Origin of the sequence: Buttiauxella sp. (assembly GCF_049686335.1) — a bacterium.
Classification (GTDB): domain Bacteria; phylum Pseudomonadota; class Gammaproteobacteria; order Enterobacterales; family Enterobacteriaceae; genus Buttiauxella.
The window spans coordinates 81,763-108,441 of record NZ_JBAVHX010000035.1; the positions used below are offsets into that span (position 1 = coordinate 81,763).

At 49.8% G+C, this 26,679-nt stretch carries 28 protein-coding genes and 1 pseudogene; 14 read left to right on the top strand and 15 right to left on the bottom strand.

Features of this window, described 5'->3' with window-relative positions; translation table 11 throughout:
- The first annotated feature begins 2 nt into the window (after positions 1 to 2).
- From pfkB to WBL83_RS21130, 9 genes are all read left to right on the top strand, one after another.
- Positions 3 to 917 carry a 1-phosphofructokinase gene (gene pfkB / locus WBL83_RS21090; RefSeq protein WP_424590969.1) on the top strand — a complete coding sequence of 305 codons (915 nt, stop codon included), beginning with the start codon at positions 3 to 5 and terminating at the stop codon, positions 915 to 917.
- Positions 918 to 941: 24 nt separating this feature from the next.
- A complete protein-coding gene (locus tag WBL83_RS21095) occupies positions 942 to 2,372 on the top strand; it encodes a PTS fructose transporter subunit IIC (protein ID WP_424590970.1) in 1,431 nt (476 codons plus the stop codon).
- On the top strand, positions 2,359 to 3,168 hold the full coding sequence (locus WBL83_RS21100; RefSeq protein WP_424590971.1) for an HPr family phosphocarrier protein: 810 nt from the start codon (positions 2,359 to 2,361) through the stop codon (positions 3,166 to 3,168). Before WBL83_RS21095 ends, WBL83_RS21100 begins: the two co-directional genes overlap by 14 nt.
- Positions 3,169 to 3,376: 208 nt before the next feature.
- Positions 3,377 to 4,648 carry a tagatose-bisphosphate aldolase subunit GatZ gene (gatZ, locus tag WBL83_RS21105; RefSeq protein ID WP_424590972.1) on the top strand — a complete coding sequence of 424 codons (1,272 nt, stop codon included), beginning with the start codon at positions 3,377 to 3,379 and terminating at the stop codon, positions 4,646 to 4,648.
- A 9-nt stretch (positions 4,649 to 4,657) separates the two neighbouring features.
- Positions 4,658 to 5,122: a PTS galactitol transporter subunit IIA gene (gatA, locus tag WBL83_RS21110; protein WP_424590973.1), complete on the top strand. Its 465-nt coding sequence runs from the start codon at positions 4,658 to 4,660 to the stop codon at positions 5,120 to 5,122.
- Positions 5,123 to 5,278: 156 nt separating this feature from the next.
- Positions 5,279 to 5,563, top strand: coding sequence for a PTS galactitol transporter subunit IIB (gatB, locus tag WBL83_RS21115; protein WP_151994004.1), 285 nt, complete (start codon positions 5,279 to 5,281; stop codon positions 5,561 to 5,563).
- Positions 5,564 to 5,567: 4 nt separating this feature from the next.
- Positions 5,568 to 6,947 (top strand): galactitol-specific PTS transporter subunit IIC, encoded by a 1,380-nt coding sequence (locus WBL83_RS21120; RefSeq protein WP_424590974.1) that lies wholly within the window; start codon positions 5,568 to 5,570, stop codon positions 6,945 to 6,947.
- Between the two features lie 45 nt (positions 6,948 to 6,992).
- Entirely contained in the window at positions 6,993 to 8,036 is a 1,044-nt protein-coding gene (gene gatD, locus WBL83_RS21125; RefSeq protein ID WP_424590975.1) for a galactitol-1-phosphate 5-dehydrogenase, read from the top strand.
- 139 nt (positions 8,037 to 8,175) lie between these two features.
- Positions 8,176 to 8,949, top strand: coding sequence for a DeoR/GlpR family DNA-binding transcription regulator (locus WBL83_RS21130; protein WP_424590976.1), 774 nt, complete (start codon positions 8,176 to 8,178; stop codon positions 8,947 to 8,949).
- A gap of 161 nt (positions 8,950 to 9,110) precedes the next feature.
- Here the strand turns inward: WBL83_RS21130 and WBL83_RS21135 are convergent, their stop codons facing one another.
- Together WBL83_RS21135 and rsmI are read right to left on the bottom strand one after the other, a co-directional pair.
- Positions 9,111 to 9,758, bottom strand: a complete 648-nt coding sequence (locus tag WBL83_RS21135; RefSeq protein WP_424590977.1) for a hypothetical protein — start codon at positions 9,756 to 9,758, stop codon at positions 9,111 to 9,113.
- A gap of 112 nt (positions 9,759 to 9,870) precedes the next feature.
- Entirely contained in the window at positions 9,871 to 10,737 is an 867-nt protein-coding gene (rsmI, locus tag WBL83_RS21140) for a 16S rRNA (cytidine(1402)-2'-O)-methyltransferase (protein ID WP_424590978.1), read from the bottom strand.
- Between the two features lie 62 nt (positions 10,738 to 10,799).
- On the opposite strand from rsmI, the gene WBL83_RS21145 reads away from it, so the two are divergent.
- Genes WBL83_RS21145 through dolP form a run of 4 tightly spaced genes read left to right on the top strand, consistent with a single transcriptional unit; the run spans position 10,800 to position 14,429 of the window.
- Positions 10,800 to 12,881 carry a penicillin-binding protein activator gene (locus WBL83_RS21145; RefSeq protein WP_424590979.1) on the top strand — a complete coding sequence of 694 codons (2,082 nt, stop codon included), beginning with the start codon at positions 10,800 to 10,802 and terminating at the stop codon, positions 12,879 to 12,881.
- Complete coding sequence (locus tag WBL83_RS21150; RefSeq protein ID WP_424590980.1) at positions 12,839 to 13,234, top strand: YraN family protein; 396 nt, start codon at positions 12,839 to 12,841, stop codon at positions 13,232 to 13,234. Before WBL83_RS21145 ends, WBL83_RS21150 begins: the two co-directional genes overlap by 43 nt.
- Positions 13,235 to 13,253: 19 nt before the next feature.
- On the top strand, positions 13,254 to 13,844 hold the full coding sequence (diaA, locus tag WBL83_RS21155; protein WP_202304095.1) for a DnaA initiator-associating protein DiaA: 591 nt from the start codon (positions 13,254 to 13,256) through the stop codon (positions 13,842 to 13,844).
- 9 nt (positions 13,845 to 13,853) lie between these two features.
- Positions 13,854 to 14,429 (top strand): division/outer membrane stress-associated lipid-binding lipoprotein, encoded by a 576-nt coding sequence (dolP, locus tag WBL83_RS21160; protein WP_424590981.1) that lies wholly within the window; start codon positions 13,854 to 13,856, stop codon positions 14,427 to 14,429.
- A 149-nt stretch (positions 14,430 to 14,578) separates the two neighbouring features.
- Here the strand turns inward: dolP and WBL83_RS21165 are convergent, their stop codons facing one another.
- The 13 genes and pseudogenes from WBL83_RS21165 to WBL83_RS21225 all read right to left on the bottom strand — a co-directional run.
- Entirely contained in the window at positions 14,579 to 16,489 is a 1,911-nt protein-coding gene (locus WBL83_RS21165; RefSeq protein ID WP_424590982.1) for a BglG family transcription antiterminator, read from the bottom strand.
- A 40-nt stretch (positions 16,490 to 16,529) separates the two neighbouring features.
- Positions 16,530 to 17,630 (bottom strand): lactonase family protein, encoded by a 1,101-nt coding sequence (locus WBL83_RS21170; RefSeq protein ID WP_424590983.1) that lies wholly within the window; start codon positions 17,628 to 17,630, stop codon positions 16,530 to 16,532.
- Positions 17,631 to 17,855: 225 nt separating this feature from the next.
- Positions 17,856 to 18,596, bottom strand: coding sequence for a 2-dehydro-3-deoxy-phosphogluconate aldolase (gene dagF / locus WBL83_RS21175; RefSeq protein WP_424590984.1), 741 nt, complete (start codon positions 18,594 to 18,596; stop codon positions 17,856 to 17,858).
- Positions 18,593 to 19,711, bottom strand: coding sequence for a DgaE family pyridoxal phosphate-dependent ammonia lyase (locus WBL83_RS21180; RefSeq protein WP_424590985.1), 1,119 nt, complete (start codon positions 19,709 to 19,711; stop codon positions 18,593 to 18,595). The genes dagF and WBL83_RS21180 overlap by 4 nt, the downstream gene beginning before the upstream one ends.
- Entirely contained in the window at positions 19,695 to 20,828 is a 1,134-nt protein-coding gene (locus WBL83_RS21185) for an amidohydrolase/deacetylase family metallohydrolase (protein WP_424590986.1), read from the bottom strand. Before WBL83_RS21185 ends, WBL83_RS21180 begins: the two co-directional genes overlap by 17 nt.
- A gap of 91 nt (positions 20,829 to 20,919) precedes the next feature.
- Positions 20,920 to 21,561, bottom strand: coding sequence for a DUF4310 family protein (locus WBL83_RS21190; protein ID WP_424590987.1), 642 nt, complete (start codon positions 21,559 to 21,561; stop codon positions 20,920 to 20,922).
- An 11-nt stretch (positions 21,562 to 21,572) separates the two neighbouring features.
- Positions 21,573 to 22,349 carry a DUF4311 domain-containing protein gene (locus WBL83_RS21195; protein ID WP_424590988.1) on the bottom strand — a complete coding sequence of 259 codons (777 nt, stop codon included), beginning with the start codon at positions 22,347 to 22,349 and terminating at the stop codon, positions 21,573 to 21,575.
- A 23-nt stretch (positions 22,350 to 22,372) separates the two neighbouring features.
- Positions 22,373 to 22,669 (bottom strand): DUF4312 family protein, encoded by a 297-nt coding sequence (locus tag WBL83_RS21200; protein ID WP_424591016.1) that lies wholly within the window; start codon positions 22,667 to 22,669, stop codon positions 22,373 to 22,375.
- Positions 22,670 to 22,671: 2 nt separating this feature from the next.
- Positions 22,672 to 23,034, bottom strand: coding sequence for an SFCGS family glycine-rich protein (locus WBL83_RS21205; protein WP_424590989.1), 363 nt, complete (start codon positions 23,032 to 23,034; stop codon positions 22,672 to 22,674).
- 17 nt (positions 23,035 to 23,051) lie between these two features.
- Positions 23,052 to 23,369, bottom strand: coding sequence for a glycine dehydrogenase (locus WBL83_RS21210; RefSeq protein WP_424590990.1), 318 nt, complete (start codon positions 23,367 to 23,369; stop codon positions 23,052 to 23,054).
- 369 nt (positions 23,370 to 23,738) lie between these two features.
- Positions 23,739 to 24,623: a LysR family transcriptional regulator gene (locus tag WBL83_RS21215; protein WP_424590991.1), complete on the bottom strand. Its 885-nt coding sequence runs from the start codon at positions 24,621 to 24,623 to the stop codon at positions 23,739 to 23,741.
- Positions 24,624 to 25,163: 540 nt separating this feature from the next.
- Positions 25,164 to 25,544 (bottom strand): hypothetical protein, encoded by a 381-nt coding sequence (locus WBL83_RS21220; protein WP_424590992.1) that lies wholly within the window; start codon positions 25,542 to 25,544, stop codon positions 25,164 to 25,166.
- A 343-nt stretch (positions 25,545 to 25,887) separates the two neighbouring features.
- Positions 25,888 to 25,998: pseudogene (locus WBL83_RS21225) on the bottom strand (hypothetical protein); the annotation flags it as partial.
- Positions 25,999 to 26,485: 487 nt separating this feature from the next.
- Between WBL83_RS21225 and WBL83_RS21230 the strand changes: the two are divergent.
- Positions 26,486 to 26,641 (top strand): type I toxin-antitoxin system Hok family toxin, encoded by a 156-nt coding sequence (locus WBL83_RS21230; protein ID WP_424590993.1) that lies wholly within the window; start codon positions 26,486 to 26,488, stop codon positions 26,639 to 26,641.
- Positions 26,642 to 26,679 lie beyond the last annotated feature (38 nt).

Consider the following 26,679-nt stretch of genomic DNA (forward strand, 5'->3'; position numbering starts at 1 on the left):
CTGTGATTTATACACTGACTCTCAACACAGCTATCGACATGAACATTTTTACCGACCCCATCGCCCCGGAGGTGGTGAACCGGACTCACCACACGGAGTATTGCCCTAATGGAAAAGGGGTTAACGTCGCGCTGATATTGAATCACTTTAAAAAACCCGCGCACGTGCTCGGTATCTTCGGTGGTTTTACTGGACGCTATATTGTTGAGGAGCTACATAAAAAGAGAATTGGCGTCACACCTGCCTGGGTAGAAGAACCTACAAGAATTAATATTTTTATTAATGATGGCACGCATGAATATAAATTAGTTAATCCTGGTTCTTATATCAATGACGACTGCAAACAGCAAATTATCAATACGATTTCACAGTTAAATGATGCCAGGCAGCTGGTCATAAGTGGAAGTTTACCGCAAGGCATAGAAAGCAGTTTTTACGCTGAGATAATGACTTTGTGCCAGATGAAAAAAATCAACGTCATTCTGGATATTAGCCATCCGGTATTACGTGAGCTTCTGGAATTCAAACCGCTATTGATTAAGCCAAATGATGAAGAAGTGGCGGAGATATTCGGTTTATCTGTCAGCAATCATCAGCAAGCCAAAGCAGCCCTGGCTGAAATGCACGCACTCGGTGCACAGAATATTTTGCTGACGCTTGGCGCGCGGGGAATGTATTTCTCTAATGGAAGTCGCTGTTGGTTTTGTACCGCCCCAGCCATTGAGCTGGTGAGTTCTGCCTGCGCGGGTGATGCAGCCCTGGCTGCGTTTCTCAGTATCTGGCTAAACCGCAATGATGTTGAAAGTGCTTTAGCACTCGCTAGCGCAACGGGAGCCGATGTAGCAAGCTCCGCCGGATTAGGCAAGCTCAACGCAATCATGACTTTGCTACCTCATATCAAGGTCGAACAACTGTAGACATAAACTTATACAGGTCTGCTTATGAAAAAAATAATCGCGGTTACCGGCTGCCCTACCGGTATTGCTCATACTTTTATGGCTGAAGAAGCATTAAAGCATGCAGCAAAGAAACTCTCAGTCGATATTAAAGTAGAAACAAACGGAGCGAGCGGTGTAGAAAATGCAATTATTGCAGAAGATTTAATCGGTATAGCGGGTGTCATTATTGCTGCGGATAAAGACGTTAATCCCGATAGATTTAATGGACTACCTGTAATAGAAGTTCCCGTTAAAGAAGCTATTCACCATCCAGTAGATTTAATAAATAAAATCCTTAACGGTGAGGTGACGGTAAGAAAAGGAGAGAAAAGCACTTCTGCACTACCAATGGAAAAAGAATCCTTCGGGCGTCAGACTTATAAACATCTGATGAGTGGTGTATCGAATATGCTTCCGTTTGTGGTCGCTGGAGGGATATTAATCGCTATCTCATTTTTATGGGGTATATATTCAGCTGATGCGAAATCCGTTGAATATAACGCCATTGCAGCCATGTTGATGAAAATCGGCCAGCAGGCCTTTTCGATTATGGTGCCAGTATTCACCGCTTATATTGCCTACTCGATTTCGGGCAGACCTGGCATGGTGGCGGGATTTGTCGGCGGGCTGTTGGCGAACGCTACGGGCGCAGGCTTTCTTGGCGGCATTATTGCAGGCTTCGCAGCGGGTTATTTAATGTTATGGGTGAAAAATCTTCTCGCGGGTTTACCACGACAATATGAAGGGCTGAAGTCGATTTTTATTATGCCGCTGATTGGCGTACTGGTGATTGGCGTATTAATGGTACTGCTCGGTCAACCTATCGCCGCTATTAATAACGGTATGATGAACTGGCTTGCTTCATTACAGGACTCCAACCCTATCCTGCTGGGTATTGTAGTTGGCGCGATGTGCTCCTTTGACTTTGGCGGCCCAGTGAACAAAGCCGCGTATGTTACCGGCACTTTACTGCTTGGGCAGGGGAATTACTACTTTATGGCTGGAGTTTCCGCAGCCTGCATTACCCCACCGTTGGTGATAGCCCTGGCCACAACCTTCTTCCCGAAAGGTTTTAATGAAGAAGAACGCGCCGCAGGGATGGTGAACTACATTCTCGGCTGCACGCATATCACCGAAGGCGCGATTCCTTTTGCGGCAAAAGATCCACTGCGCGTGATCCCGATGATGATGATTGCCTCAAGTATTTCCGCAGTGCTGAGCTATAGCCTGCATATTCAGGTTCCGGCACCACACGGTGGATTCCTGATCCTACCGTTAGTGAGTAAACCTCTGGCATGGGTGCTGTGTATTCTGGCGGGTTCTGCCTGTGGCGCGCTAATGCTTGGCAGTTGGCGTTTATGGTTGATGCGCAAACATCCTGCGGATCCAGCTGAAATTCAGGTGCAACAAGGAGGCCAAAATGCAGCTCTGTGAACAGGATATTTACCTTAGCAACGAGCCAGCAGATAAGACGCTGGCGTTGAAATACGTCGCACAACGCCTGGTAGAAGCAGGCCATACCACCAGCAACTATCTGAGCGGGATGCTGGTGCGCGAATCACAAATTTCGACTTACCTTGGCAATGGCATCGCCATTCCACATGGCACGCCAGAAACTCGCGATGCCGTACTCAACACAGGTGTGAAAGTGATTGTGTTTCGTCACGGAATTGACTGGGAAGACGGGAATGTTGCGCATGTGGTGGTCGGAATTGCCGCGAGGTCTAATGAACACCTGGATATTTTGCGCCAGCTCACCCACGCATTAAGTGACGACAGCGTTCCTGAGGCCATTGCACAAGCCAAAACGCCCGCCGATATTCTGGCGATCCTTAATGGTCAGGCGTTAATCGAACATGAGCCCGAAACCTTGCCAGAAGGTGAGCAAGCAACGTTTCTGATTCATAACCCACACGGCCTGCACGCCAGGCCGAGCGCGGTTCTGGTTAAAACTGTTAAGCAATTTGAAAGCGATATTACGGTTGAAAGTCTTGATGCCCAGTCGAGAACGGTGGATGCCAAAAACCTGATGCGTGTCGTTTCACTTGGCGTCAAGAGTGGCCAACGACTGCGATTCACGGCGCGTGGAATTGATGCCAGACAAGCGCTTAATGCTATTGGTGAGGCCATTGCCAGCGGCTTAGGAGAAGTCGCCACGCTACCCGCCACGCCTGCCCCAGAACGAGCCGCTGACTCGAAGCGAAGCTGGCTAACCCGTTTGTTTAACTAACAAACACTTTCGATTTAAGCGTTCAGTTGCCTTCGGTAGCTGAACGCTTTCTTACGTCTTAATACAGCAAATAATCATAAGCATTTAAATAATAAGAGAAAATTCTCATTGCAGAATATTTATCAGACATTGATCACGAAAGTGAATAATGATCTTTGCTCTCAATTCAAAACATAACGAAAATAAACAAAAGAAAACGGAGGTTGAGATGAAAGAGATTATTGCACGTCATAAATCGGGTGAGCATATTGGTATCTGTTCTGTGTGCTCGGCACACCCACTGGTGATTGAAGCGGCTCTACGCTTCGATCTGGAAAGTGACAGAAAAGTGCTTATCGAGGCCACATCAAATCAGGTCAATCAATTTGGTGGATATACCGGTATGCAGCCTGCGAATTTTCGTGATTTTGTCTATCAGATTGCCAATGAAGTTGGCTTTCCCCATGAACGCATCATCCTCGGCGGCGATCATCTGGGCCCAAACTGCTGGCAGGATCAATCTGCCGGAGAAGCGATGGAAAAATCTATCGCCTTGATCAAAGCCTATATCGCCGCAGGATTTAGCAAGATTCATCTGGACGCGTCGATGTCCTGCGCAGACGACGCAGTACCGCTCGATCCGCAAATAGTCGCAAATCGTGCCGCCCTGCTTTGCCAGGCTGCCGAGCAAACGGCTACGGACGAACAAAAAAAGCAGCTGACTTACGTGATTGGCACCGAAGTACCTGTTCCTGGTGGCGAGTCCAGCGCTATTGAAGGCGTGCATGTTACGCGTGAAAGTGACGCCGCGAATACAGTCGAGACACATCGCCTGGCTTTTGCAGCGTTAGGGCTAGAAAAAGCGCTGGAACGCGTGATCGCGATAGTTGTGCAACCCGGCGTGGAATTTGATCATACCCAGGTTATTCACTACCAGCCCCAGGAAGCCGAAGCGTTATCCGCATGGATCAAGAAAACACCGCTGGTTTACGAGGCTCACTCTACGGATTACCAGTCACGGAAAGCCTATCGGGAATTGGTACAAGATCACTTTGCGATATTGAAAGTAGGCCCAGCGCTAACTTTCGCTTTGCGCGAAGCGATTTTTGCCCTGGCCAAGATTGAAAGTGAACTTGTGGCCCCGGAAAAACGCAGTCAGGTTTTACAGGTCATTGATGAAGTCATGCTTAATGAGCCGAACTATTGGAAGAAGTACTACCACCCAACGTTTAGCCAGGCGATGGTGGATATCCACTTCAGTCTTTCTGATCGTATGCGTTATTACTGGCCGCACCCGCGCATTCGCCAGAGCGTTGAAAACCTTGTCACCAATTTGAGTGCTATCGCCATTCCTCTTGGGTTGCTGAGCCAGTATTTACCCGTGCAATTCGAACGAGTGATGACACAACAGCTGCGCGCCACACCGAATAACCTCATCCTGGACAAAATTCAGGATGTGCTGCGCGCTTATCGTTATGGCTGCTCACTTTCTGCTGCCTGAGGACCCACTATGACTCAAATATTTGTACGTACCGGCATTCATTTCGCAGATTGCGAGGCTGCACTGCAACACATCGGTATAGAGATGCTGGCAAAAGGTGTCGTGCACGAAAGCTACCCAAAGGCTCTGGTCGAAAGAGAAGCCATTTTCCCAACAGGGATCGCACTGGAATGCCATGCCGTTGCTATCCCGCATTGCGAAGCAATACACGCTAAAACTCCGGCTATTTATCTGATTCGTCCTGACGAACCAGTGCGTTTTCAGCGTGCCGATGATGATGACGATATTCCAGTGACATTGATTATTGCCCTGATTGTCGAAAACCCCGAAGCGCAATTGAAGTTACTCAAGCGCCTATTTAGTGAGCTGCAAAACCCGGAAGTGATGGATTCGCTATTAGCAGTATCGTCATCACAACTGGGCGAATTATTCCGAAACACTCTACTCGAACCGCAAATGAGCGCGGCTTCGTAATAATAAATTATAAACATACCCAAAATAATTTGAGTTGTGGGAAGGCGGCAAGAGAGCGAGGCCCGATGAGCTTACATGAGTAAGTGATTCGGGTGAGCAAACGCAGCCAACGCACCTACAGCTTAAAGTATGAAGGGTATAAGACGGAGATACCCTATGAAACGTAAAGTAATTGTTGCCTGTGGCGGGGCTGTGGCAACTTCCACAATGGCAGCAGAAGAAATTAAAGAACTCTGTGAAGCCCACAGTATTCAACTCGATTTAGTGCAATGCCGAGTGACCGAAATCGAAACCTATATGGACGGTGCAGATCTCATCTGCACGACCGCCCGTGTCGACAGAACTTTTGGCGATATTCCGGTGGTACACGGAATGCCATTTATCTCCGGCGTAGGTATCGAAGCATTACAGCAGAAAATTCTCACCATCCTCGCGGAGTAGAACCATGTTTAGCGAAATCATGCGTTACATCCTCGACCTTGGTCCCACCGTTATGCTGCCGGTGGTGATCATCATCTTCTCGAAACTGCTGGGAATGAAACTTGGGGACTGCTTTAAATCTGGCCTGCATATTGGTATCGGTTTTGTTGGCATCGGGTTGGTGATTGGTCTGATGCTCGATTCCATCGGGCCTGCAGCAAAGGCTATGGCCGAACAATTTCAAATAAACCTTCACGTAGTCGATGTGGGCTGGCCTGGTTCATCGCCAATGACATGGGCATCGCAAATCGCGTTGGTGGCCATTCCCATTGCCATTGCGGTTAACGTGTTAATGCTTGTCACCCGTATGACGCGTGTGGTGAACGTGGATATCTGGAATATCTGGCATATGACCTTCACCGGTGCACTGGTGCATCTTGCGACAGGCTCTTACTGGCTAGGGATTCTAGGTGTTGTGGTTCATGCGGCGTTCGTTTACAAGCTCGGTGATTGGTTTGCCAGGGATACGCGAGATTACTTCGAGCTTGATGGTATCGCCATTCCACATGGCTCCTCGGCCTATCTTGGGCCAATTGCGGTACTGGTCGATACCATCATTGAAAAAATCCCAGGTCTGAACCGTATTCATTTCAGCGCGGACGATATCCAGAAGCGATTCGGTCCATTCGGCGAGCCAGTTACTGTCGGCTTTATTATGGGGATTGTGATTGGTGTGCTGGCGGGTTATGACGCTAAAGGTGTATTGCAACTGGCAGTGAAAACAGCGGCGGTTATGCTGCTTATGCCACGCGTGATCAAACCTATTATGGATGGTTTAACCCCCATCGCGAAGCACGCCCGGAAACGCCTGCAAGCCAAATTTGGTAGCCAGGAGTTTTTGATTGGTTTAGACCCGGCGCTGCTGCTCGGCCATACCTCTGTAGTTTCAGCGAGCCTTATTTTTATCCCTCTGACAATCCTTATTGCAGTGTTGGTTCCAGGAAATCAGGTCTTGCCATTTGGTGACCTGGCAACCATCGGTTTCTTTGTCGCTATGGCAGTCGCAGTGCATCAGGGAAACCTGTTCCGCACGCTGATTTCTGGCTCCATCATCATGGCTATCACTCTATGGATTGCCACGCAAACTATCGGCCTTCATACGCAACTGGCAGCAAATGCTGGCGCGCTGAAAGCGGGAGGCATGGTGGCCTCAATGGATCAGGGCGGCTCGCCAATTACCTGGCTGCTTATCCAACTGCTGACCTGGCAAAACATAGTCGGATTCTGCGTGATTGGTGCAATTTACTTCACTGGCGTACTGCTCACCTGGCGCCGTGCACGCAATTTTGTGGCTCAGGAGAAGGCTGTGCTTTCTGAGAACAAACCAGCCAGTTCCGCTTTGTAAACCTTCGGGGGGCTGTGGCTCCCCACTTCCTTTCCGGAGTTCATTATGAAATCAGTGGTTATCCATGCTGAGGGCGAGATACGCGTTGAAGAACAGCCAATGCCTCTCCTTCATGCAGATGACGAAGTGCTAGTACGTATTCACTGGTCAGGGCTGTGCGGCTCTGACATCCCGCGTGTTTTCCACAATGGAGCACATTTTTATCCGATAACGCTCGGCCATGAATTCAGCGGTATCGTGGAGCAATGTGGTCACGGCATTGAAGATTTACAGCCCGGTGACGCGGTTGCCTGCGTGCCATTGCTGCCCTGTTTTAAATGCCCTGAATGCCAACGCAGTTATTTCTCACTTTGTAAAAACTACGCCTTTGTCGGATCGCGTAGCGACGGTGGAAACGCTGAATTTATCGTCATGAAACGCGCAAATATCTTCCCACTGCCGAAAGGTATGACGCTTGCGGACGGTGCTTTCCTTGAACCCATTACGGTGGGTCTACACGCCTTTCATCTGGTTAACGGCTGTGAAGGCAAAAATGTGGTGGTAATTGGGGCAGGAACGATTGGCCTGCTGGCTTTACAGTGTGCTGCCGCATTGGGCGCACGATCGGTAACCGCCATTGATATTAATCAGGAAAAGCTAGATCTCGCGTTACAACTTGGCGCAACTCAGGCATTCAACAGTAAGGAGAAGAGTGCTGCCGAAATTCGTGAACTGATGCGGGAAATGCGTTTTGATCAATTGGTACTGGAAACGGCTGGCGCGCCACAAACTGTTGAGCTGGCAATTGATATAGCCGGGCCACGCGCGCAACTTGCGCTGGTGGGAACACTACATAACGATCTCAATCTGCCTTCAGCATTGTTCGGGCAAATCCTGCGTAAAGAGATGAGCATTACCGGCAGTTGGATGAACTATTCCGGACCGTGGCCAGGAGAGGAATGGCAAACCGCTGCACGCTTGCTGGCTGAGAAAAAAATTAAGCTTGAACCGCTCATCGCGCACGTTGGCGAGCCAGAGAGCTACGCTGCTGCAGTGAAGGCTTTAGGTGGAAAACCGATGAATGGCAAAATCATGCTGAAGCTCGCATGATTTTGAGGGCGGAGAATGCTCGCACTAATCCGCCCAATCATTTTCGAGCCATGACTCACACATTATTTCGAAATTCAGCGTTCCTCTTTCATATCCCTTTCGTTTACACTGAGTGGAGTTAATTATCAGGCAAATCAAGATGAACTCCTTTGAAAGACGCAACAAAATAGTCGACATAGTCAATTCGCAAGGCAGTGCGCTGGTGCTCGATCTTTCGAATTCTTTTGGGATCTCGGAAGTTACGATCCGCGCTGATCTGCGCATGCTGGAAGAAAAAGGGTTAGTCACTCGATTCCATGGCGGAGCTGCCCGCCCGGGTAGTTATCTGATGGATGCTGAAAACCAGGAAGTTGTTCTGGAAGACCGCTACCACCTCGCTAAAGATCCCAAAAAGCGCATTGCAGATGCCGCCGTTAACATGGTTGATGACGGGATGACGGTCATACTCGACAGCGGCAGCACCACGCTGCTTATTGCCGAAGCTCTACTAAAAAAATCCAATATCACCGTTATCACCAACAGTCTTCCAGCTGCGTTTGCACTTTCGGAAAATCAAGATATTACCCTGGTCGTATGCGGCGGCACTGTACGCCATAAAACGCACTCCATGCATGGAACACTTGCAGAGCATTCGTTGCAAGGTATCAGTGCCGACGTAATGTTCGTGGGTGCGGACGGTATGGATATGACTAACGGCATCACAACATTTAATGAAGGCTATTCCATCAGCGCCGTCATGGCTGCAGCGGCTCATCGAGTGGTCGCCGTACTGGATGCGACCAAATTCAATCGTCGCGGATTTAACCAGGTGCTGCCGCTTGAGCAGATCAACTGTGTGATTACCGATGAAAGTATTCGCGTAGAAGACAAAATAGCGCTGGAGAAAAGCCAGGTTGAAGTAGTGATTGTTTAGCTTTTATTCGATGATAACAAACCCGCGAGTGCGTAACGCCGTTAGTTTAAGAACGAGATTTCCGGGGCGACCACCGGGTTTGGCGTCCCTCCGGGAACCAAATCCCGGCATTTCCCCTAATTCATTGGCTTAAGTGAACGGTGTTACGCGAATGCGGGTTTTTAATTTGCAGAGATTAGCGTCTCGATTTTTCGCTTATCTTCGGCGATAAGTACAACACCGACGCGGTCGTGATCCGGGTGGACACTCCAGATCTTCTCTTCTGGAATGCTAATACCGTCGTAAATAGCTTTCGTCCCGTCGTAAGGGAAAAATTTACCCGCATCCGTGTCGAGAATAAAGACAGACAACGCTTTCGAGCTCCTGGCAACCTTCTGCCACAAAGCTTTCCCGCCTTCATACTGCGTGTTATCACTGATTAAAACGACACCGCATTTGAGAACCAAAGTTTCATATAATTGCGTAGCGAAACCCAGTTCCTGATAACGCTTGTCAACACAAACATCTTCCACCTGAAGAACGCTTGCGTCTTCCCAAAACCGTTCTACTGAAACAACATTATCGCCAATATCTTTTTGGTTATTCAGTTCCAACATCGCAACGGCAACATGACGAGGCTCACCACCCACATCTTCTAATTCAGCTTTCACAATAGAAGCGCGAGGTGTTTTTTTATCAAAGATAATAAGGAAACGCTTTTCAGCAATCGTGATTTCTTCAATAACTTCAAACGAACGTGCAATCGCTGAGGCGCTATAAGAAAGAGGCATCACTATCATATTTGAATCCCCACGAATCAACACCGCCATAATTTGCTCATCCTGAACCGCCTAAAGTATGAGCAAATTACCATCGCTTATTTAAACCGTACTAACAATAGTGATACCTGTAATGAAAGCGTGCGAAGCAGCTCGAGAAACGCTATTTCTCACTGTTTTCTAAAGCATATTTGTACAGTGCATTTTTCTTCACACCGTGGATTTCAGCGGCCAGTGCAGCCGCTTTCTTCAGTGGCAGTTCGGTTTGCAGCAGTGCCAGTGTACGCAAGGCATCAGCGGGTAAAGCGTCATCTGCAGGCGCTTTAAAACCTTCTACAATCAATACCATCTCGCCTTTACGGCGGTTTTCATCTTCTTTCACCCAGGCCACCAGCTCACCAATCGGTGCACCGTGGATAGACTCCCAGGTCTTAGTGAGTTCGCGCGCCAGCACCACATAGCGTGATTCACCGAGCACGGCACAGATATCGTCTAAACTATCGAGCAGGCGATGCGTTGATTCGTAGAAGATGAGCGTGCGGGGTTCTTGCTCAATGGCTTTTAGCGCATCGCGACGACCTTTAGATTTCGCCGGGAGAAAACCTTCGTAGCAGAAGCGATCTGAAGGTAAACCTGCCGCGCTTAAGGCAGCAATGGCGGCACAAGGCCCCGGCAATGGCACGACGCGAATACCCGCTTCGCGGCAGGTGCGTACCAGGTGGTAGCCAGGATCGTTAATTAATGGCGTTCCTGCATCAGAAACTAACGCGATGCTTTGCCCTTCTTTCAGCTTTGCCAGCAGGGTTTCTGATTTTTGTTGCTCATTATGATCGTGCAATGCGAACAATCGCGCATTAATGGCGAAATGTTGAAGCAGTAAACCAGTATGGCGAGTATCTTCAGCGGCAATCAGGTCAACGCTTTGCAACACGGTTAATGCCCGCTGTGTGATATCGCCGAGGTTACCGATGGGTGTCGGAACGATGTAGAGCGTGCTGGCAGAAATAGCCGCCGATTCGAGTTGTTTCATTGTTTCATCCGTATTGCCGATTTAATATTGAACACTGAGATAAAAATTACACTGGATACAGAATGGTACCGTTTAAATTGATTCGTTCTAAAGCCGGGCGCTGTCTGCCTGTTGTGCTGGCCGCGCTGTTTTTTGCCGGCTGTGCCACTAAAGCACCAGACCAGTCGAGTGCGCATATGCAGGGCGAAGCCACTGCCGATTCAGCGTATTACCTGCAACAAATGCAGCAGAGCGCTGATGATAGCAAGACCACCTGGCAATTACTCGCCATTCATGCGTTGGTAAAAGAAGGCAAAACTCAGCAGGCCGTTGATCTCTACAATCAGCTGCCAAAAGAGATGAACGATGAGCAGCGCCGCGAACAAGCGCTGCTGGTGCCTGAAATTAAAATTGCGCAGAAAGACTACGCCGCAGCGAACAGTGCGCTTGCGAAGATCAATCCTGCCGATCTCAACAAAAACCAGCATGCACGCTATTACCAGGCCGTTATTGACGCCAGCCAGAACCGTCCGTCGATTGAAGTGTTGCGTGCCTATATCGCACAAGAGCCAATACTGACCGGCCCTGCGCATCAGAAGAATATTGATGGTACCTGGCAGGCTTTAACGCTGATGACAGCCCAACAGATGAACTCTCTGGTTATCAATGCCGATGAGAACACGCTGCAAGGCTGGCTGGATCTGCAACGCGTCTGGAACGATAACCGTAACGATCCGGAAATGCTTAAAGCCGGTATTAAAGACTGGCAAACGCGCTATCCACAGAATCCGGGTGCGAAAACACTGCCGACTCAGTTAAGCAATATGGAGAATTACAAACCCGCTTCGACTGACAAAATTGCCCTTCTGCTGCCATTAAGTGGCCAGGCGGCGGTTTTTGGTCGCACCATTCAGCAAGGTTTTGAAGCGGCGAAAAACATGGGCTCGGCTCCGGTGGCGCAATCTACCGCTCCGGTGCAAACCACAGATACCGGCGCTCAACCTGTCGATACTACCCAGGCTGCCCTGCCGCAGCCAACCGACCCTAATATGGTGGCAAGCCCGTCAGCGGCGTCGGTGGATGATTTAACCCAACAGCCTGTGGATGCTTCTACTCAGCCAACGCCAGCGCCGCAAGCTGCACCACAAGTTCAGGCAGCAGCGGCAGCCGCTGCTCCAGCGAAGCCTTCTGCTGAAATCAAAGTTTACGACACCACCGCGCAACCTCTGGCTCAGTTACTGGCTCAGGCCCAGCAAGATGGCGCGACGATAGTGGTTGGCCCGCTGCTTAAAAACAATGTTGATCAGCTGGCGACCACCACGTCTCCCCTGAATATCCTGGCGTTAAACCAGCCGGAAAACGTGCAAAACCGTGCCAATATCTGTTACTTCGCTCTGTCGCCAGAAGATGAAGCCCGTGATGCGGCTGACCATATCTGGCAACAAGGCCACCGCGCACCGCTGTTACTGGTACCGCGCACAACACTTGGCGATCGCGTGACGAAAGCCTTTGCCGATGAATGGCTGAAGCTGGGCGGTAGCACCGTGCTGCAACAGAAATTTGGCTCCGTTGCCGAACTCAAACAAGGGATTAACAGCGGTTCAGGAATCGCGTTAAGCGGGACGCCGGTCACGCCTGCATCCGCTCAACCCGAAGGTGTGACCATCGGCGGGCTGACTATTCCACCACCACCGACTGATGCGCAAATTACCGCTGGCACATCCGGCGGCGTCGATGCGGCTTATATTGTGGCGACACCAGATGAAGTCGCACTCATCAAACCGATGATTGCCATGCGTACCGGCAGCCGTAGCCCTGCGCAACTGTATGCCAGCTCGCGCAGTTCTCAAGGCGTGAACGGCCCGGATTTCCGTCTGGAAATGGATGGTTTGCAGTTCAGTGAAATCCCGATGCTTGCCGGTAACAACCCATCCTTGATGCAACAAGCGTTGGGTAGTGTGCATAACGACTACTCGCTGGCGCGTCTGTATGCGATGGGTGTCGATGCATGGTCACTGGCAAATAACTTCTCTCAAATCCGCCAGGTTCCTGGTTATCAGGTGAATGGCAACACCGGTACGCTATCTGCGAATCCAGATTGCGTCATTAACAGGAAGTTAAATTGGCTGCAATTCAGTCAGGGTCAAATCGTTCCAGCCTCCTGACCCGTCAACAAGCAGGCGCGCACTACGAGTCAGAAGCGCGCCGCTTTCTTGAACGCAAAGGACTGCGCTTTATTGCTGCCAATGTTCATTCGCGCGGTGGCGAAATCGACCTCATCATGCGACACGGCGCCGTTATCGTGTTTATAGAAGTACGATACCGCCGCTCTGATCTCTTTGGTGGTGCCGCTGCCAGCGTCACGCGCCGCAAGCAACAAAAATTATTACATGCCGCTCGCTATTGGTTAGCCCGCACATCCGGAAGTTTTGATACTGTGGATTGCCGTTTCGATGTGTTAGCCTTCACCGGCAATGAAATAGAGTGGTTAACCAACGCGTTCACCGCAGATGTTTAAAGTAACCAGGTAAATAAACGTGCTCGAAAGAATCAAAGTCTGCTTCACGGAAAGTATTCAAACCCAGATTGCCGCAGCTGAAGCTCTGCCAGATGCTATCTCCCGTGCAGCAATGACACTGGTTCAGTCACTGCTCAATGGCAATAAAATTCTGTGCTGTGGCAACGGCACCTCTGCGGCGAATGCCCAGCATTTTGCCGCCAGCATGATCAACCGCTTTGAAACTGAACGCCCGAGTTTACCTGCCATTGCACTTAATGCCGATAATGTGGTCTTAACCGCTATCGCAAACGATCGTTTACACGAAGAAGTGTATGCTAAACAAGTACGTGCGCTCGGTCATACCGGTGATGTTTTGCTCGCGATTTCGACCCGCGGCAACAGTCGTGATATTGTCAAAGCGGTAGAAGCTGCCGTGACACGTGACATGACTATTGTGGCATTGACTGGCTATGACGGCGGGGAATTGGCCGGCTTATTAGGGCCGCAGGATGTTGAAATCCGCATCCCTTCTCACCGCAGCGCACGCATTCAGGAAATGCATATGCTGACGGTAAACTGCTTATGCGATCTGATTGATAATACGTTATTCCCTCACCAGGACGATTAAGGAGTACAGATGAAGGCATTAAAGCCACTTGCAGTCCTTATTACTGCGGTACTGCTACAAGGTTGTGTTGCTGCCGCAGTAGTGGGTACCGCGGCTGTCGCCACGAAAACTGCGACAGATCCACGCTCAGTCGGTACTCAGGTTGACGACGGTACACTGGAATTGCGCGTAAATAGCGCATTGTCTAAAGACGAACAGATTAAGAAAGACGCACGTATCAACGTCACGGCTTATCAAGGAAAAGTACTGCTGGTAGGCCAGGCGCCAAATCCTGAACTCGCTTCACGAGCCAAACAAATTGCCCTGGGCGTTGATGGCACCACTGAGGTGTACAACGAAATCCGTAATATGGCACCGATTGGCTTAGGAACGGCTTCGTCAGATACGTGGATAACCACCAAAGTGCGTTCGCAATTGCTGGCAAGCGACCAGGTGAAATCAACCAGCGTGAAAGTTACGACCGAGAATAGCGAAGTCTTCTTACTGGGTCTGGTAACAGAACGTGAAGCTAAAGCTGCGGCAGATATTGCCAGCCGGGTCAGTGGCGTAAAACATGTGACCACGGCGTTTACGACGCTCAAGTAATTTCTGCCCTCACCCTAACCCTCTCCCTCAGGAGAGGGAATCTATCTCCTTCTCCTGAGGGAGAGGGAATTTCTCTTCTTCTCCTGAGGGAGAGGGAATTTATCTCCTTCTCCCTCAGGGAGAAGGCCGGGATGAGGGTTGTTTCCCCCTTAAAACCGGCTTAAACAGTCCATCGCCACCGCTTTAAACTCGTCAAAATCCTTGCTGTCTCGCAGCCTCGGCATTGCTCGTTCGCGCAGGAAAGTGACAAATAAATCGTATATCGCCATCGCCTCTTCATACTCGCTTTTGCTGATAGCCAACAAGAAGATGACATGCGCCGTATCATCACCCCAACTCATCCCCTGCGGCGCAAGCACGGTATAAACCACGGTTTTATTCGCCATCAAACCCAATGAGTGCGGCAGCGCAATGCCTTCGCCCAGCACGGTACTGACAATCGCCTCACGCTCGACGACTGACGGATAAAAATCCTCACCAACCACCCCTTCTTGCTCAAGCTGCTGGCATAGCGTGCTGAACAATTCCTGCTGCGTCATTGGCTCCTCGATGACACGGAAATGGCTGGCATCAAAGAATTTTTCCAGCATATAAGGGCGAGTTCTGTCCACCAGCACCAGCTTGCCTAACTGTTCAAGTTGATACTCGGTCGGGAACGGCGCAACCACCACGGCAGGCTTCGCTTTATCTGTCACTCTGGCGGTGGAGATAACAAAATCTTCATCAACACTTTCAAGCTCTTCGTAGTCACGCAGCGAAATAATACGCCGCACCTCTATCTGCGGATATTTACGCAGCAACATCGCCTGAATCATGCGCACCGTGGAATTACCGGTATCGCAAACCAGCAGCACACGCGGGTTACGCTGATAACCAATGTTGTAGTGGCGCTCAAGGCCGACACCAATATGCAGCACCAGGAAACCAATTTCGTTTTCGCTGATAACAAAAGGCGTGTATTTACCCCAGCTCGACACCGCCGCCAGCGTCATGTCATAGGCCATCGGATAGTGCTGTTTGATATTGCCCAGTAGCGGATTGGGGATGTTTATCTGATAACGCACGCGGGTGATCATGGTTTTGATATGCGTAAGCAAATCAGCATGCAACTGCTTATCTGTCAGCAGGTTGTAGTTATAGTTGTTGTTGATGAAACTCAGAATGTAGTTCACCAGCACTTCGTCATCGTCGGCGCTAATAGCACTCGGTGCCACTTCTTGCACCTGGCGTGAGGCGATATGCACTTGCAGCCACTGTTCTTCTGCTTCCGAAAGCGGTTTTCCAGCGAGCCTCTGCAACAGCGCGGTGATTTGCCGCGCGGCTTCACGCACTGCTTCGTCGACATTGTCGGCGCTAAAATCTGGCAGCGGGTAGCCTTCACTGATACGCCGCACCGCGACCGCGCAATACAAGCGAATAAACTGTTCCCCTTCATCAGTCAGGCGGAGACGGCAGCGAGTGAAACAGTTGTGCAATTCAGCCGACAGTTGCTCCGGCACGCCAGCGTTAAGCGCTTCTTCGGTCAGCAGTGGATTATCACTGTCTTCTTGCGTCAGCTGCCAGAGCAGTTCGGTCAGGCAAGCGCGCACCGACATTTCACTACCAAACAGCTTCATGCCGTGGCGCGGACGCGTTTCAATAGTCAGGTTGTAGCGAGCGAGCCACTCGCGAACTTCGGCCATATCACTTTGCAAAGTTGCACGGCTCACAAACCACTCTTCGGCCAGGTCTTCGAGTTTTAGAGAGAATGCAGAAGTCAGAAAACGCACCACCAGATAATGCACCCGCTCCGGCGAGTTACGTGGAATGCGCAACTGGCGCGAAGGCTGCTGCTGAAGCGCCTGGTAGAGCGCCATATCGGTAATATTGAGTTGGTAACCTGCGCCGCGATTGAGAACAAATTGCGCGCCATGCCCGGCCATTAAAGCATTTAAGGCAGTAATATCCGTGCGCACCGTGCGCGTAGAAACTGTTAAACGCCGCGCCAGTTCATCCTGGGGCAGCGTCTCGTTTTGTAGCATCTCAAACAACTGAGCCAGACGTTGATTAGGGAATCTCACTGCCGTTTCCTTTGGTTAATCGGGCGGCCCGTTACAGCCACTACTTTGCCGGTGTCAGGATCATCTGTGACGGACTTCCTACCGCACAGTACTCCTCAACAAAAGTCAGTTTTCCAGATGCACGCTCAACGCTAAAGCGCGTGATGTTGTCGCTGCGCTGATTCATGACGTACAGATACTTACCAGTATGGTCGAGGGTTAAGGTGCGCGGGTAGTCGCCGCGCGTCCAGATATCGTCCTGATGAGTCAGTTTGCCCATCGCCGTGACGGTAAAGTGCCCGATACTGTTACGCAGACGGTTAGCGACATACAGCTGTTTGCCATCTTCGCTCAGCACCAGACCCGCGGCGAAGCTCGTGCCCTTAAATCCTTCTGGCAACGTAGAAACACTGTCACCCTCAGTCAATGTTCCTTTACTGGCATCAAATTGATAGTGAGTCAGCGTAGAAGCCTCTTCATTGATTAGCCACAAACCGTCACCTTTTGGGGTAAACACAAAATGGCGTGGCCCGGCACCTTTCGAGGAGGCGGCAATAAATGGGGGATCGTTTGGCGTCAGTTTCCCGCTCTCAATATCGAAGCGATACTGATAAATCCTGTCGAGGCCAGGATCGGTGGTAAAGACAAACTTCCCGCTGGGATCGGTGCTGATCATATGAGCGTGTGGGCCACTGTGCCCGCTTACCGCAAAGCTACCTTCTACGGCGGCTTCAGGTTTTTTTGCCCCCGCCGGGCCAGAATCTTGCTGGATATCGATAGCTTCAGCGAGGCTGCCATCATCATGAACCGGCAATACGGCAACGGAGCCGCTGGTGTAGTTGGCCACCAGCAGATGACGTTCATCAGGGGTCAGTGCCAGATAAACCGGCCCCGCACCACCTGATGAAAGCTGGTTAAGTTGCTTCAGACTTCCGTCATCGCCAACCCGCAATGCTGCAACGAGACCCTTTTCCACTTCACTGGCGACATACAACGTTTTGCCATCTTTCGTGGCCGTCAGTTGCGCGGCATTTGCCGATTCGCAGACTAACGTTTTGTCACTCAGAGCACCGTTTTCGGCATCGACCAGGAAGCGGTAAACGCCTGCTCCGTTGGGATGGTAAGTGCCAATCCAGGCATACTGCGGCCGTGTTGCAGACATTGATGATCCTTGTTGTTTGTTAGATTGGTCGCCCTCACCCTAACCCTCTCCCCCAGGAGAGGGAATTGCCCGGCTTTCCCCCGCTCCCTCAGGAGAGGGAATTGCCCGGCTTTCCCCCGCTCTCTCAAGAGAGAGAATTGCCCGGCTTTCCCCCGCTCCCTCAAGAGAGGGAATTTCCCGGTTTTCCCCCTCTCCCTCAGGGAGAGGGCCGGGGTGAGGGTGGTTTTAGCCAACCAACTTCTTCGTCATATCCAGCAAAGTACGCACATCTTCCGGACGCGTGTTGCCGCTCGCTTTATCAATGATCGAGCTGTAAATATGCGGAATGATTTTGCTCACTCCCGCGTCCAGCGCGATCTTGAGGATCTCTTCAAAGTTTTCCAGATCGATGCCGCCCGTCGGTTCGAGCCAGAAATCGTGTTCCGCACAGGCACGCGCCACCGCTTCAAACTCTTCACGACATTCCAGACCACCCATCGGGAAGTATTTGATCGAACTGCCACCCATATCTTTCAGCAGCTTAATCGCCGTTTCCACAGGAACAATACCATCCGGAGCGCCAGAACTCAGCGGGCCGGTGGAGATTTTTACCCGCCCGACCGTTCCGGTTGGTGACACCAGACCGTTGACCACACTTTCGTTTTGCCCGAGTAATGCACGTGAAGTCCCCACGCCGGTGAACACCTGGTTGACATGCTGCGGCTGCACCTGGCGGGAGATTTCACTGACCATGGCTGACTGGTTCGGATCGCCCGCCCCCAGGCCCACAGAAAGTGCATTCTCAATCAACGCCGCATATTCACGCATATCGGCGACGGCACTGGCAACGTCCGGATAATTTTTGGAAAGCACGCCGACCAGCACGTGGCCTTCTGCCGCCTGATAAATCTCTCTGGCGTTCTCTTTCGAGCCCGCCAGTACGTTCAGGCAAACCCGGTCACGGTAAAAATTCGGGGTCAGTTTCATGCCTGCTTCTCCTTGCTTACCAGTGCTTTAATACAGTGATAAATAATCTCTAACTGTTGTGGGCTCACGCTGCGCACATCGGCTTCGATAATTCCTTCGTTGGCCTTGTAGCCCCGGAAGAAAATCGCGTACTCGCCTTGTTTGAGCGCGCTGACTAATTCCACGGTGCTGATACCAATAACCGCTTCGTCGAATTTGATTTCTGTCCGCGCGATATCACGGCCAGCGGCATCCCACACCACCCGAGCGTTGATGCCCTCAAGCGTGTTGAGACTGTCGATAAACGGCGTCATTTTTTCTGTCATTTGCGCGCCGCTTTCTTTTGCAGCCGTCAGATAATGCTCGATGGCGCAAGTCAGGCCAAGAATGCCTTCTTTTCCGACTTTCATGGCGCGGCCAATTCCGCCTGTTTGCAGCTTCACCCACTCGACATACTGCGCTTTGCCAATCACCAGGCCACTGGTTGGCCCTTCAATCGCTTTCGCGCCGCTGTAAATCACCAGATCCGCACCGGCACGGTAGTAGCACTGCAAATCCTCTTCCGCTGCTGCGTCCACAATTAACGGCAGGTTATGTTTGCGAGCGACTACGGCTGCCTGCTCTACGCTGAGCATACTTTTCTGAACAGAGTGGTGAGATTTGATATACAGAATGGCGGCGGTGCGTGGAGAAATCGCAGCAGCCAGTTGATCGGCAGAACATTCGTTGGCGTAACCGGCTTCCACCACTTTGCCACCACCGAGATAAACCATGGTGCCCACTGGTGCGCCGAAGTTCACGTTGTGGCCTTTTGGCAACACGATTTCGTTGTTCTCAAGCGGTGCGGCATGCAGGTTTTCAATCAACCACGCGTTGTCTTTAACTAACACTGCCGCCACAGATAACGCGATCCCCGCTGAGGCGCAAGACACTACGGTCGCTCCTTCCACATCGAGCAATTTTGCGATGTATTCCCCAGTTTTGTTCACCAGGTCTTTCATTTCAAAATAATGATTCATGCCGGTAGTCACGGCTTCAACCACTTCAGCACGCGGAGTCGAAACACCCAGCGCCGTCATGCGGCCAGATGCGTTAATCACTTGTTTTAAATTGTATTTCTCATAAATCGAAGGCATGTTCTTGTTTCCCTTGTTCGGAGTCAAACCACTTCCCGGCACGAACCGCAGCGAGGGCGACGATTAACTGCTCGCCCTGAAGTGTCTGACTTTCTGAATCAGTAAATACCGTCGGCTGACGGCGTAAGGCAAAAATGGTCAGGTCGCCATCAAGACCTACCGACACACGCCCTTTGTTTGCCAGGCGCAGTCCGTCGGCGGCATGAGCGGTAACACAATCAATGACTTGTGGCACAGACATGCCAATCGAGAGGAATTTAGACATCACCATCCCGAGACTATGTACCGGGCCGTTGATGCGGTTGCGGCAATAAATATCGGAGCTGATGGTATGCGGCAAAATGCCTTTGCTGATGGCGATTTTCGCCACTTCGAAGCTGAAACTTGCCGTGCCGTGGCCAACATCCAGCCGCACACCGCGCGAAATCGCTTTGGAAATAGAAGCTCGCAGTTCGCCCGCAGGTGTCAGAATGCGGTTTGGTTTGCCGTTGTAACAGTGGGTAATGATGTCACCACTGGTCAGTAAGTCAGCAATTTCGTCGAGATCGGGCGGGTTATTACCAATGTGCACCATTAACGGTAAGTCACCGTTTTCACGCTGAATTTCTTTGGCGCGTTCCAGCGGTTTGATGCCGTTTGCTCCTACCACGCTACTGCTCATGCGCGCTTTAATACCGACGATAAAACCGGGATGACGTTGCACCGCGTCTCGCACCGCAACCTTGTCGATATTCGTCATTTCCGACAGTTCGTTTTGCGCGATAAGCCCCACGCGGGAGATATTCAGCAAGGCGTAAACGTCAGTCGCGGCTTTGCGCGTCAGTTCGTAAAACTCGTCAATATCATCAGCACCGGTACTGCCGGCATCCACAACCGTCGTCACACCGGTATAAATGCCGATACTGTCGGGTTCGTCATGATAAATAGGGGATTTTTGGTAACAGTGAACATGAGAATCAATCCAGCCGGCGCTGACGTAATACTCGCCATTGAGCTGGCGTTCTTCCTTCGCGATACCGCTGATTTCACCCAGCGCGGCAATTTTTCCGTCCTTTAGCGCGATGTCGATAACCGTATCGTCCACCAGACGGGCGTTGCGCAGGATTAAGTCGAACATGGTTTTCTCCTTACTGGCGGATGGCGCGTTGCTTATCCGCCCTACGAATGATGTTGTAGGGTGGATAAGCGCAGCGTTATCCACCACTGGGCTACAAAGCGATCGGGAAAAATGCCCCAAAGATCATCGCGCCAAGAATTGCGCCACCGGTAATCGGTTTGTTCCACAGGTAAAACAACAGAGAACCAATCAGGGAGCCGATACCAATCGGGATAGAAGCAGTCATCGCACTCAGGATGATCAACGGCCCAAGGAAGCGGCCGGAAGCATTACCCGCGCCCATCATCACGTCTGCACCGTAGGTCGAATTGCTCTGGTTGATGGTGAATTTACGCGCCAGAATAATCACGTAACCAATCGCCACTCCAATCACCAGCCCTGTCGCCAGAGATGCCGCAAAGTTCGCCACTGGGAAAACAATCCCTGCGCCCAGTAACAGTGCTGGAACACCCAGCCCGACGCCGGTCTGAATCGCACCGCCGATATCCAGAATCCCGACCAGCGAACCTTCGATGATGCGGGCAAACAGGAAGCTGGCACCAAACGCCGCCACTGCGCCATAAACGCCGGTATCAATCCCGGCACGCAGCATTGAAACAAATGCTACTTCGTTAAATGCGCCGATGCCGTACAGGTAATACATGTGTGTCCCGGCGAACACGCCGGAAGAAAGCAGGCCAACAAAAATCGGGAAAGACCAGTCGGCGTACCAAAAACCTTTATTTTCTTCCATCATCGGCTCCCTTATTTTCCGCTCAGCGAGTTGTGAATCAGATCGAGCCAGTTAGGTACGGTCAGATGGAAGGATTCGATCATCTTCATGTCGAAGCCACGGAAGAAGCCACTGAGAACAAACAGCGCCACAATCGCAACCATCATCACTTTGGTGACATGGTTCCAACCGCTCTCTTCCACACCCTTGCCAATCAGGATGCCGAGCACCAGGCCTGGAACGGCGTTGCCCATAATCAACTGCGCACAGCCACCGAAAATCGTGGCCCAGAAGCCTGATTTCTTACCGGCATCAATCGCCGCCAGCCAGAAAATCACGGGCATCACGGTGTTAACCAGTAAGTTCGCCGCAGGAACCAGAACTTTGATTGCCGTGACCTGTAACGCTGCCGGAACCGCAGAAGCCGTGGTGTTAAGGAACGCCACTACAATCATGCCGATGACGCCGCACGCGATAGCCATCTTGCGCGGATCGTGCAGAGTTTCCGCAACGTTGCGGTTTTTCATCATCAACGCAGCCGCACCCCAGTGTGGGATAATGCGATGGTCAACATCCTGGGTGAATGCACCTGCTGCGACCGATGACGCCCAGGCGTTGAAGAAGAAGCCGAGTCCAAATGAGAAGTGTGAAGCCGGATCGCCCTCGCAGGAATTCAGCTCACCGAGAGTACGAAACGCGCCCATCCCTTGCGTGGTTGGCGCATGAAACATACGAGCCGCCCCAGCGCCAACCCCTACGCCCACCAGGCCGCCAATAATTAGCGATTTTATTAAAATTATCAGGAACATAAAATTTCCTTTCTGTGTGATTTTTAGATCGTGGAGAAATCCACTTTATCGAGATTAATGGCCGTCACATTGACGGAAACATCCAGCTCCACGCTGAACATTTGTTTTTCACGTTTCAGAAAGAAGAACAAAAATGCCTCTTTCTTAGTCTGGACTCGCGCCTGAACAACCTGCACATCCTGTGGCTCAATACGCAGCAAAATATGGGGAGACGATTTCATCACCGAGCCCTGAACATGATTCAGGGCGTCAGCAAAGGCTTTGGCTTTCGTGTCGCCACGGCCTTTCACTCTCACCGTTTCTGAGAAGTGTTCTTTCATACTCAATTACCGTGCTTCCTGGCCCAGGCCTGAACCAGGCGCTCACCCAGTTCTTCTTTATCCATAAAGCCGAAGCCCAGCACGTTGTTGCCTTCGTTGATGGCGGTCACGCCCTCTTCTACTGAACGCATGCCGTACTTGGCTTTGTAGCCGTGTTTGGTTTGCGCAGTGATTGCGCCTGCACCGCCACTGCCGCAGAACGAGATACCGAAGCTCGCGTTCTCTGCTTTCATTACGTCGCCCAATTTCATATCAGCGGCAACACCTGGAATAACGACTGCGCGGCCACCCGCTTTTTCAATCCCTGCTGCTACTTTCTGGCCTTTACCCAGGCGGTCGCCAATTACTACGGTAATTTGTTCCATCGTTAACTCCTGATTATTCAAAAATTGTCTTTCGCGACTTCGAAATGCACTGACAACAACCACGCTTCTTCAACCGGTAAATTGCCAAACTGTTCGACGACTTCTTTCGCCATATCCAGCGAGTCAGCAGAGATCTCCTCAAACAGACTCTCTTCAACTTCTGGCAAGGGTTCACCAGTCAATGACCGATGTGCCATGGCTCGAACATGGGAAGTCAGCATCTGTTCTTGCACCGCGTTCGGCGTGATGTTCCTGTTATTTAGCAGCGTATAGATAAACGCCAGCACCCGTTCCGTGAGCTGTGTAACCTCGGTACTTCCGGCTTCATTAACCATTACCGCTCCGTTCTTCACACTACGTACCTCTTCGCTGTCAGGCTTTTAAGGTATCGGCAGCTGTTAAAGGTTTGTAGCGAGTTGTTTTCCACTTCGAAGTGGAAATCGCAGCCTCAATAGTGATAAGCCCCACAAAAAAGGGCGTAATCGTGATGATTGGCTGGTTTAGTGTGATTACAGTCACGCATTAGCAATGCTTAAGTGAGAGTTCTCAGTGAGTGTTTTTGAGCAAATTTGTGATGTGAGGGTGGTTTATGGGGAAATATTGGAAAGGCTTATGGGTGGGTATATATCAAGACAGGTATCAGCAGATCTCTGTCTTTCTATACGGATCGTATGGCAGGGATCGGTATTTCGGCAAAATCATTTTTATTTAAGATCGATGACGCCAGATTTCATAACAAAATCAACATAGTTTTTTAAAATTAACGAATTATTTCTGCTGCTCGGATAGACCATCCAGATATCTACCTTTTCAATGGTCCATTCTGGTAGCACTATTTGTAATTTGCTGGCATCAAGATATTGCTGAATAAAATAGCGGGGCAATACAGCAACGCCGGAACCCTGTAATGCACACTGTAGCAAGTAGGGAAGATTATCCGTCACCTGCCGCGGATTATCCTGTAAGGAGACTACTTCATCATCTTTGGTAAGGTTCAATTTTTTCCATGTTTTATGAATATGTAAGTCTAATAAATTTAAGTCTTTGGGATGCCTAACAGACTTAGACTTCAAATATTCAGGAGATGCCACAAGCAATCTTTCATACTCACCCAGCAATCGACCAATATAAGATTGCTCTACAGGTTTTCCGACCCGGAAGGCAATATCAAAAGCACCTTCGACAGAGCCAAAGAAAGAGTCGGCTGTGAGCACTTCAATATTCACTTCAGGATTTGCTTTGAGGAAGTCGTGATTCCACTTTGAAAGCGAAGAGATCATTAAACCCGCAGGAGCAATTATCCGAAGTTTTCCTGCCGGGCGTGCGGTTATTAACTGGATAAACTCATCCGCTTTAGCGCCGATCTCAAGCATCTCATTGCAAAAATAAAGATACTTTTCACCCGCCGAAGTCAACGAGACACGTCTGGTAGTCCGGTTCAACAGACGGATACCCAGCATCTCTTCGAGTGCGTTTATACGCTGACTGACCCTCGATTTCGGCAAGTTAAACTGCGTGGCTACTTTGGTAAAGCTACCAGCCGCAGCCAGAGAGGCAAATAGTGCCATGTCCTGGTAGTGCTTATACATTGAGCCTCCTGATCCACATTTAAAGAACTATAGATCTGTTTTATATTTTGAACAGAATTTTAAGGTGTTAATTGGAATCTCTTTTCCATGGATCTAAAAGAAGCATGTAAAGAATACAGTTGAGTGGGACGCAAAAAACGACGCACATTAAACCATAGATATAGCCTAACAAGCCATGTTCATGTCCAACAAATTTCCCCAAGGCAGGGATGACAAATAATATAAGTAGTATTGAAATTACCGAGGTGAAAAAAATCTTCATATATAGCTCATATAATCAAAGTTGTTTAAAGAAATCACGTAACCGTTTTTTAGTTCCTGTTCCATACAGTGTTTCATGTTCATTAAATTTTAATGACTCATGAAATTGTTGCGCAATTAGGAGTCTCAATTGCTTACTGAGCAAATGGTCATAATAGCAAAGGAAGTTGCACAGATACCCAAAAAAAACAAGAAATATACCAATGTGTATATAGCGCAATTCATTTCCCTATTAATTTTACTGGTTATCATATTCTGGCAAAAGTAAGTTGATAAATTTTAAATAGGGTTATTGTTAGTTTTCAAAAGAGGTATATTCCAACTCACAGCTTTCATACAAGCATTCGCAAGATGGTAGATATCATTGAGCGTTGCTCCAGTCTCAACTGAAAATAATAATGTCTCAGTATTTCTCTCGCGACTGAGTTTATGATGCAAAACAAAGGCCGAGGTGGTTGTATTATTGTTGAGCCATTTTGGCGCGCCAGAGGAATACCTTGCCCGTTCAATTACGATGGGAAAAACTTCATTATTGTTCTCGCTAATATCAGTCCATGCGATGACTCTTAATAGCTGTGCTTTTAATGAAATAGTCTTCCCTGCCTTATCCAATTCAATATCTTTGAGAATCAGATGCATACCGCTTTCAGCTGCAATCATATTTTTACCATTAGTTATACGGAGGAAGACTTTATTTTATTAAGTCTTCCTCTCTTAAATCGTTGAGAGAAAATACAATGTGAGTCGTTAGAAATTAAATTCAGACATAAACAGCGATGTATATAATAAATCTTGTTTAGGGTTTAACTATTGCGTGTTTGATCATATCGCTTTGGATATCAAGATCTACCGTGAGTTTCCCTTTTTTCCAGACTGCTGGCGCAGTGTTCTGGAACCCATAGCCGGTAAGGGCTTCATAGGCAGCATCCGTTTTTTGAGCGACAACCGAATCGCGTAAAAAAGATGTCAATTCCTGACGTTCGGTTGCATCAGTTGAGCGCATATTCTCTGCTTTGCTCTTGTTAATGTCGCAGCCATTGCCATCTGTTAATTGTGTGCATCCGCTTCGCTCAAGTTGCTGTCTATATTTTTCGCTGATTGCGTGAGCAGGCATGGAAAGCAGAGCGAATAGCGTTGTGAGAGTGATAACGACTGTTTTATGTTTCATAACTGCTTTTCTCCGGTAAAACTTGTCTGCATGTAGATACTCGTTTCATCACGTATCCACTGGGTATTTCTTGATACCAATGTTATGCGTTTTTGACGGCAGATAAAGTCTAATAAAATGAACAATAGATCGTTATTTGTAGAACAATAGTTTTTGCTATGTGCGGAAGCTGACGATCTCAGTCGCTCGCCTGGATATATTTTTAAGCGAATAACCAAATCGGAAGCTGCCTCGCAATGCGGTGCGTTGGAGGTAGGTAAGTGGAAGAAAATTCGTAGAATACGCGTGGGTGCTTGAGACTGGCTGTCTCAGGAACTTACCGAAAGGCAGACAGGAAAAAGCCCCACTTGACTATTAATCAAAGTGAGGCCTCCCAATGCTCGACACATTGAGGTTAGCCTCTTACCAGCCTGATGGCAAGGAGAAGCAAACCATGAAACCGCACCACATTATCGTCTGGTGTCTGCTCATTTTCTGTATCACGATTTTGGCATTCACCTGTTTAACCGGTCGTTCGCTCTACGAACTGCGAATACGGAATGGCGACAAGGAGGTAGCGGCAACAATGGCTTGTGAATCACAACGGTAGGAGCAATCCGGCGGGGGAAACCCCGCCAACTGTGAAAG

Coding starts and splice junctions, on each gene's coding strand:
- WBL83_RS21095 (WP_424590970.1), top strand. CDS start 942: ATGAAAAAAATAATCGCGGTTACCGGCTGCCCTACCGGTATTGCTCAT.
- WBL83_RS21100 (WP_424590971.1), top strand. CDS start 2,359: ATGCAGCTCTGTGAACAGGATATTTACCTTAGCAACGAGCCAGCAGAT.
- gatZ (WP_424590972.1), top strand. CDS start 3,377: ATGAAAGAGATTATTGCACGTCATAAATCGGGTGAGCATATTGGTATC.
- gatA (WP_424590973.1), top strand. CDS start 4,658: ATGACTCAAATATTTGTACGTACCGGCATTCATTTCGCAGATTGCGAG.
- gatB (WP_151994004.1), top strand. CDS start 5,279: ATGAAACGTAAAGTAATTGTTGCCTGTGGCGGGGCTGTGGCAACTTCC.
- WBL83_RS21120 (WP_424590974.1), top strand. CDS start 5,568: ATGTTTAGCGAAATCATGCGTTACATCCTCGACCTTGGTCCCACCGTT.
- gatD (WP_424590975.1), top strand. CDS start 6,993: ATGAAATCAGTGGTTATCCATGCTGAGGGCGAGATACGCGTTGAAGAA.
- WBL83_RS21130 (WP_424590976.1), top strand. CDS start 8,176: ATGAACTCCTTTGAAAGACGCAACAAAATAGTCGACATAGTCAATTCG.
- WBL83_RS21135 (WP_424590977.1), bottom strand. CDS start 9,758: ATGGCGGTGTTGATTCGTGGGGATTCAAATATGATAGTGATGCCTCTT.
- rsmI (WP_424590978.1), bottom strand. CDS start 10,737: ATGAAACAACTCGAATCGGCGGCTATTTCTGCCAGCACGCTCTACATC.
- WBL83_RS21145 (WP_424590979.1), top strand. CDS start 10,800: ATGGTACCGTTTAAATTGATTCGTTCTAAAGCCGGGCGCTGTCTGCCT.
- dolP (WP_424590981.1), top strand. CDS start 13,854: ATGAAGGCATTAAAGCCACTTGCAGTCCTTATTACTGCGGTACTGCTA.
- WBL83_RS21170 (WP_424590983.1), bottom strand. CDS start 17,630: ATGTCTGCAACACGGCCGCAGTATGCCTGGATTGGCACTTACCATCCC.
- dagF (WP_424590984.1), bottom strand. CDS start 18,596: ATGAAACTGACCCCGAATTTTTACCGTGACCGGGTTTGCCTGAACGTA.
- WBL83_RS21180 (WP_424590985.1), bottom strand. CDS start 19,711: ATGCCTTCGATTTATGAGAAATACAATTTAAAACAAGTGATTAACGCA.
- WBL83_RS21185 (WP_424590986.1), bottom strand. CDS start 20,828: ATGTTCGACTTAATCCTGCGCAACGCCCGTCTGGTGGACGATACGGTT.
- WBL83_RS21190 (WP_424590987.1), bottom strand. CDS start 21,561: ATGGAAGAAAATAAAGGTTTTTGGTACGCCGACTGGTCTTTCCCGATT.
- WBL83_RS21195 (WP_424590988.1), bottom strand. CDS start 22,349: ATGTTCCTGATAATTTTAATAAAATCGCTAATTATTGGCGGCCTGGTG.
- WBL83_RS21200 (WP_424591016.1), bottom strand. CDS start 22,669: ATGAAAGAACACTTCTCAGAAACGGTGAGAGTGAAAGGCCGTGGCGAC.
- WBL83_RS21205 (WP_424590989.1), bottom strand. CDS start 23,034: ATGGAACAAATTACCGTAGTAATTGGCGACCGCCTGGGTAAAGGCCAG.
- WBL83_RS21210 (WP_424590990.1), bottom strand. CDS start 23,369: ATGGTTAATGAAGCCGGAAGTACCGAGGTTACACAGCTCACGGAACGG.
- WBL83_RS21215 (WP_424590991.1), bottom strand. CDS start 24,623: ATGTATAAGCACTACCAGGACATGGCACTATTTGCCTCTCTGGCTGCG.
- WBL83_RS21220 (WP_424590992.1), bottom strand. CDS start 25,544: ATGATTGCAGCTGAAAGCGGTATGCATCTGATTCTCAAAGATATTGAA.
- WBL83_RS21230 (WP_424590993.1), top strand. CDS start 26,486: ATGAAACCGCACCACATTATCGTCTGGTGTCTGCTCATTTTCTGTATC.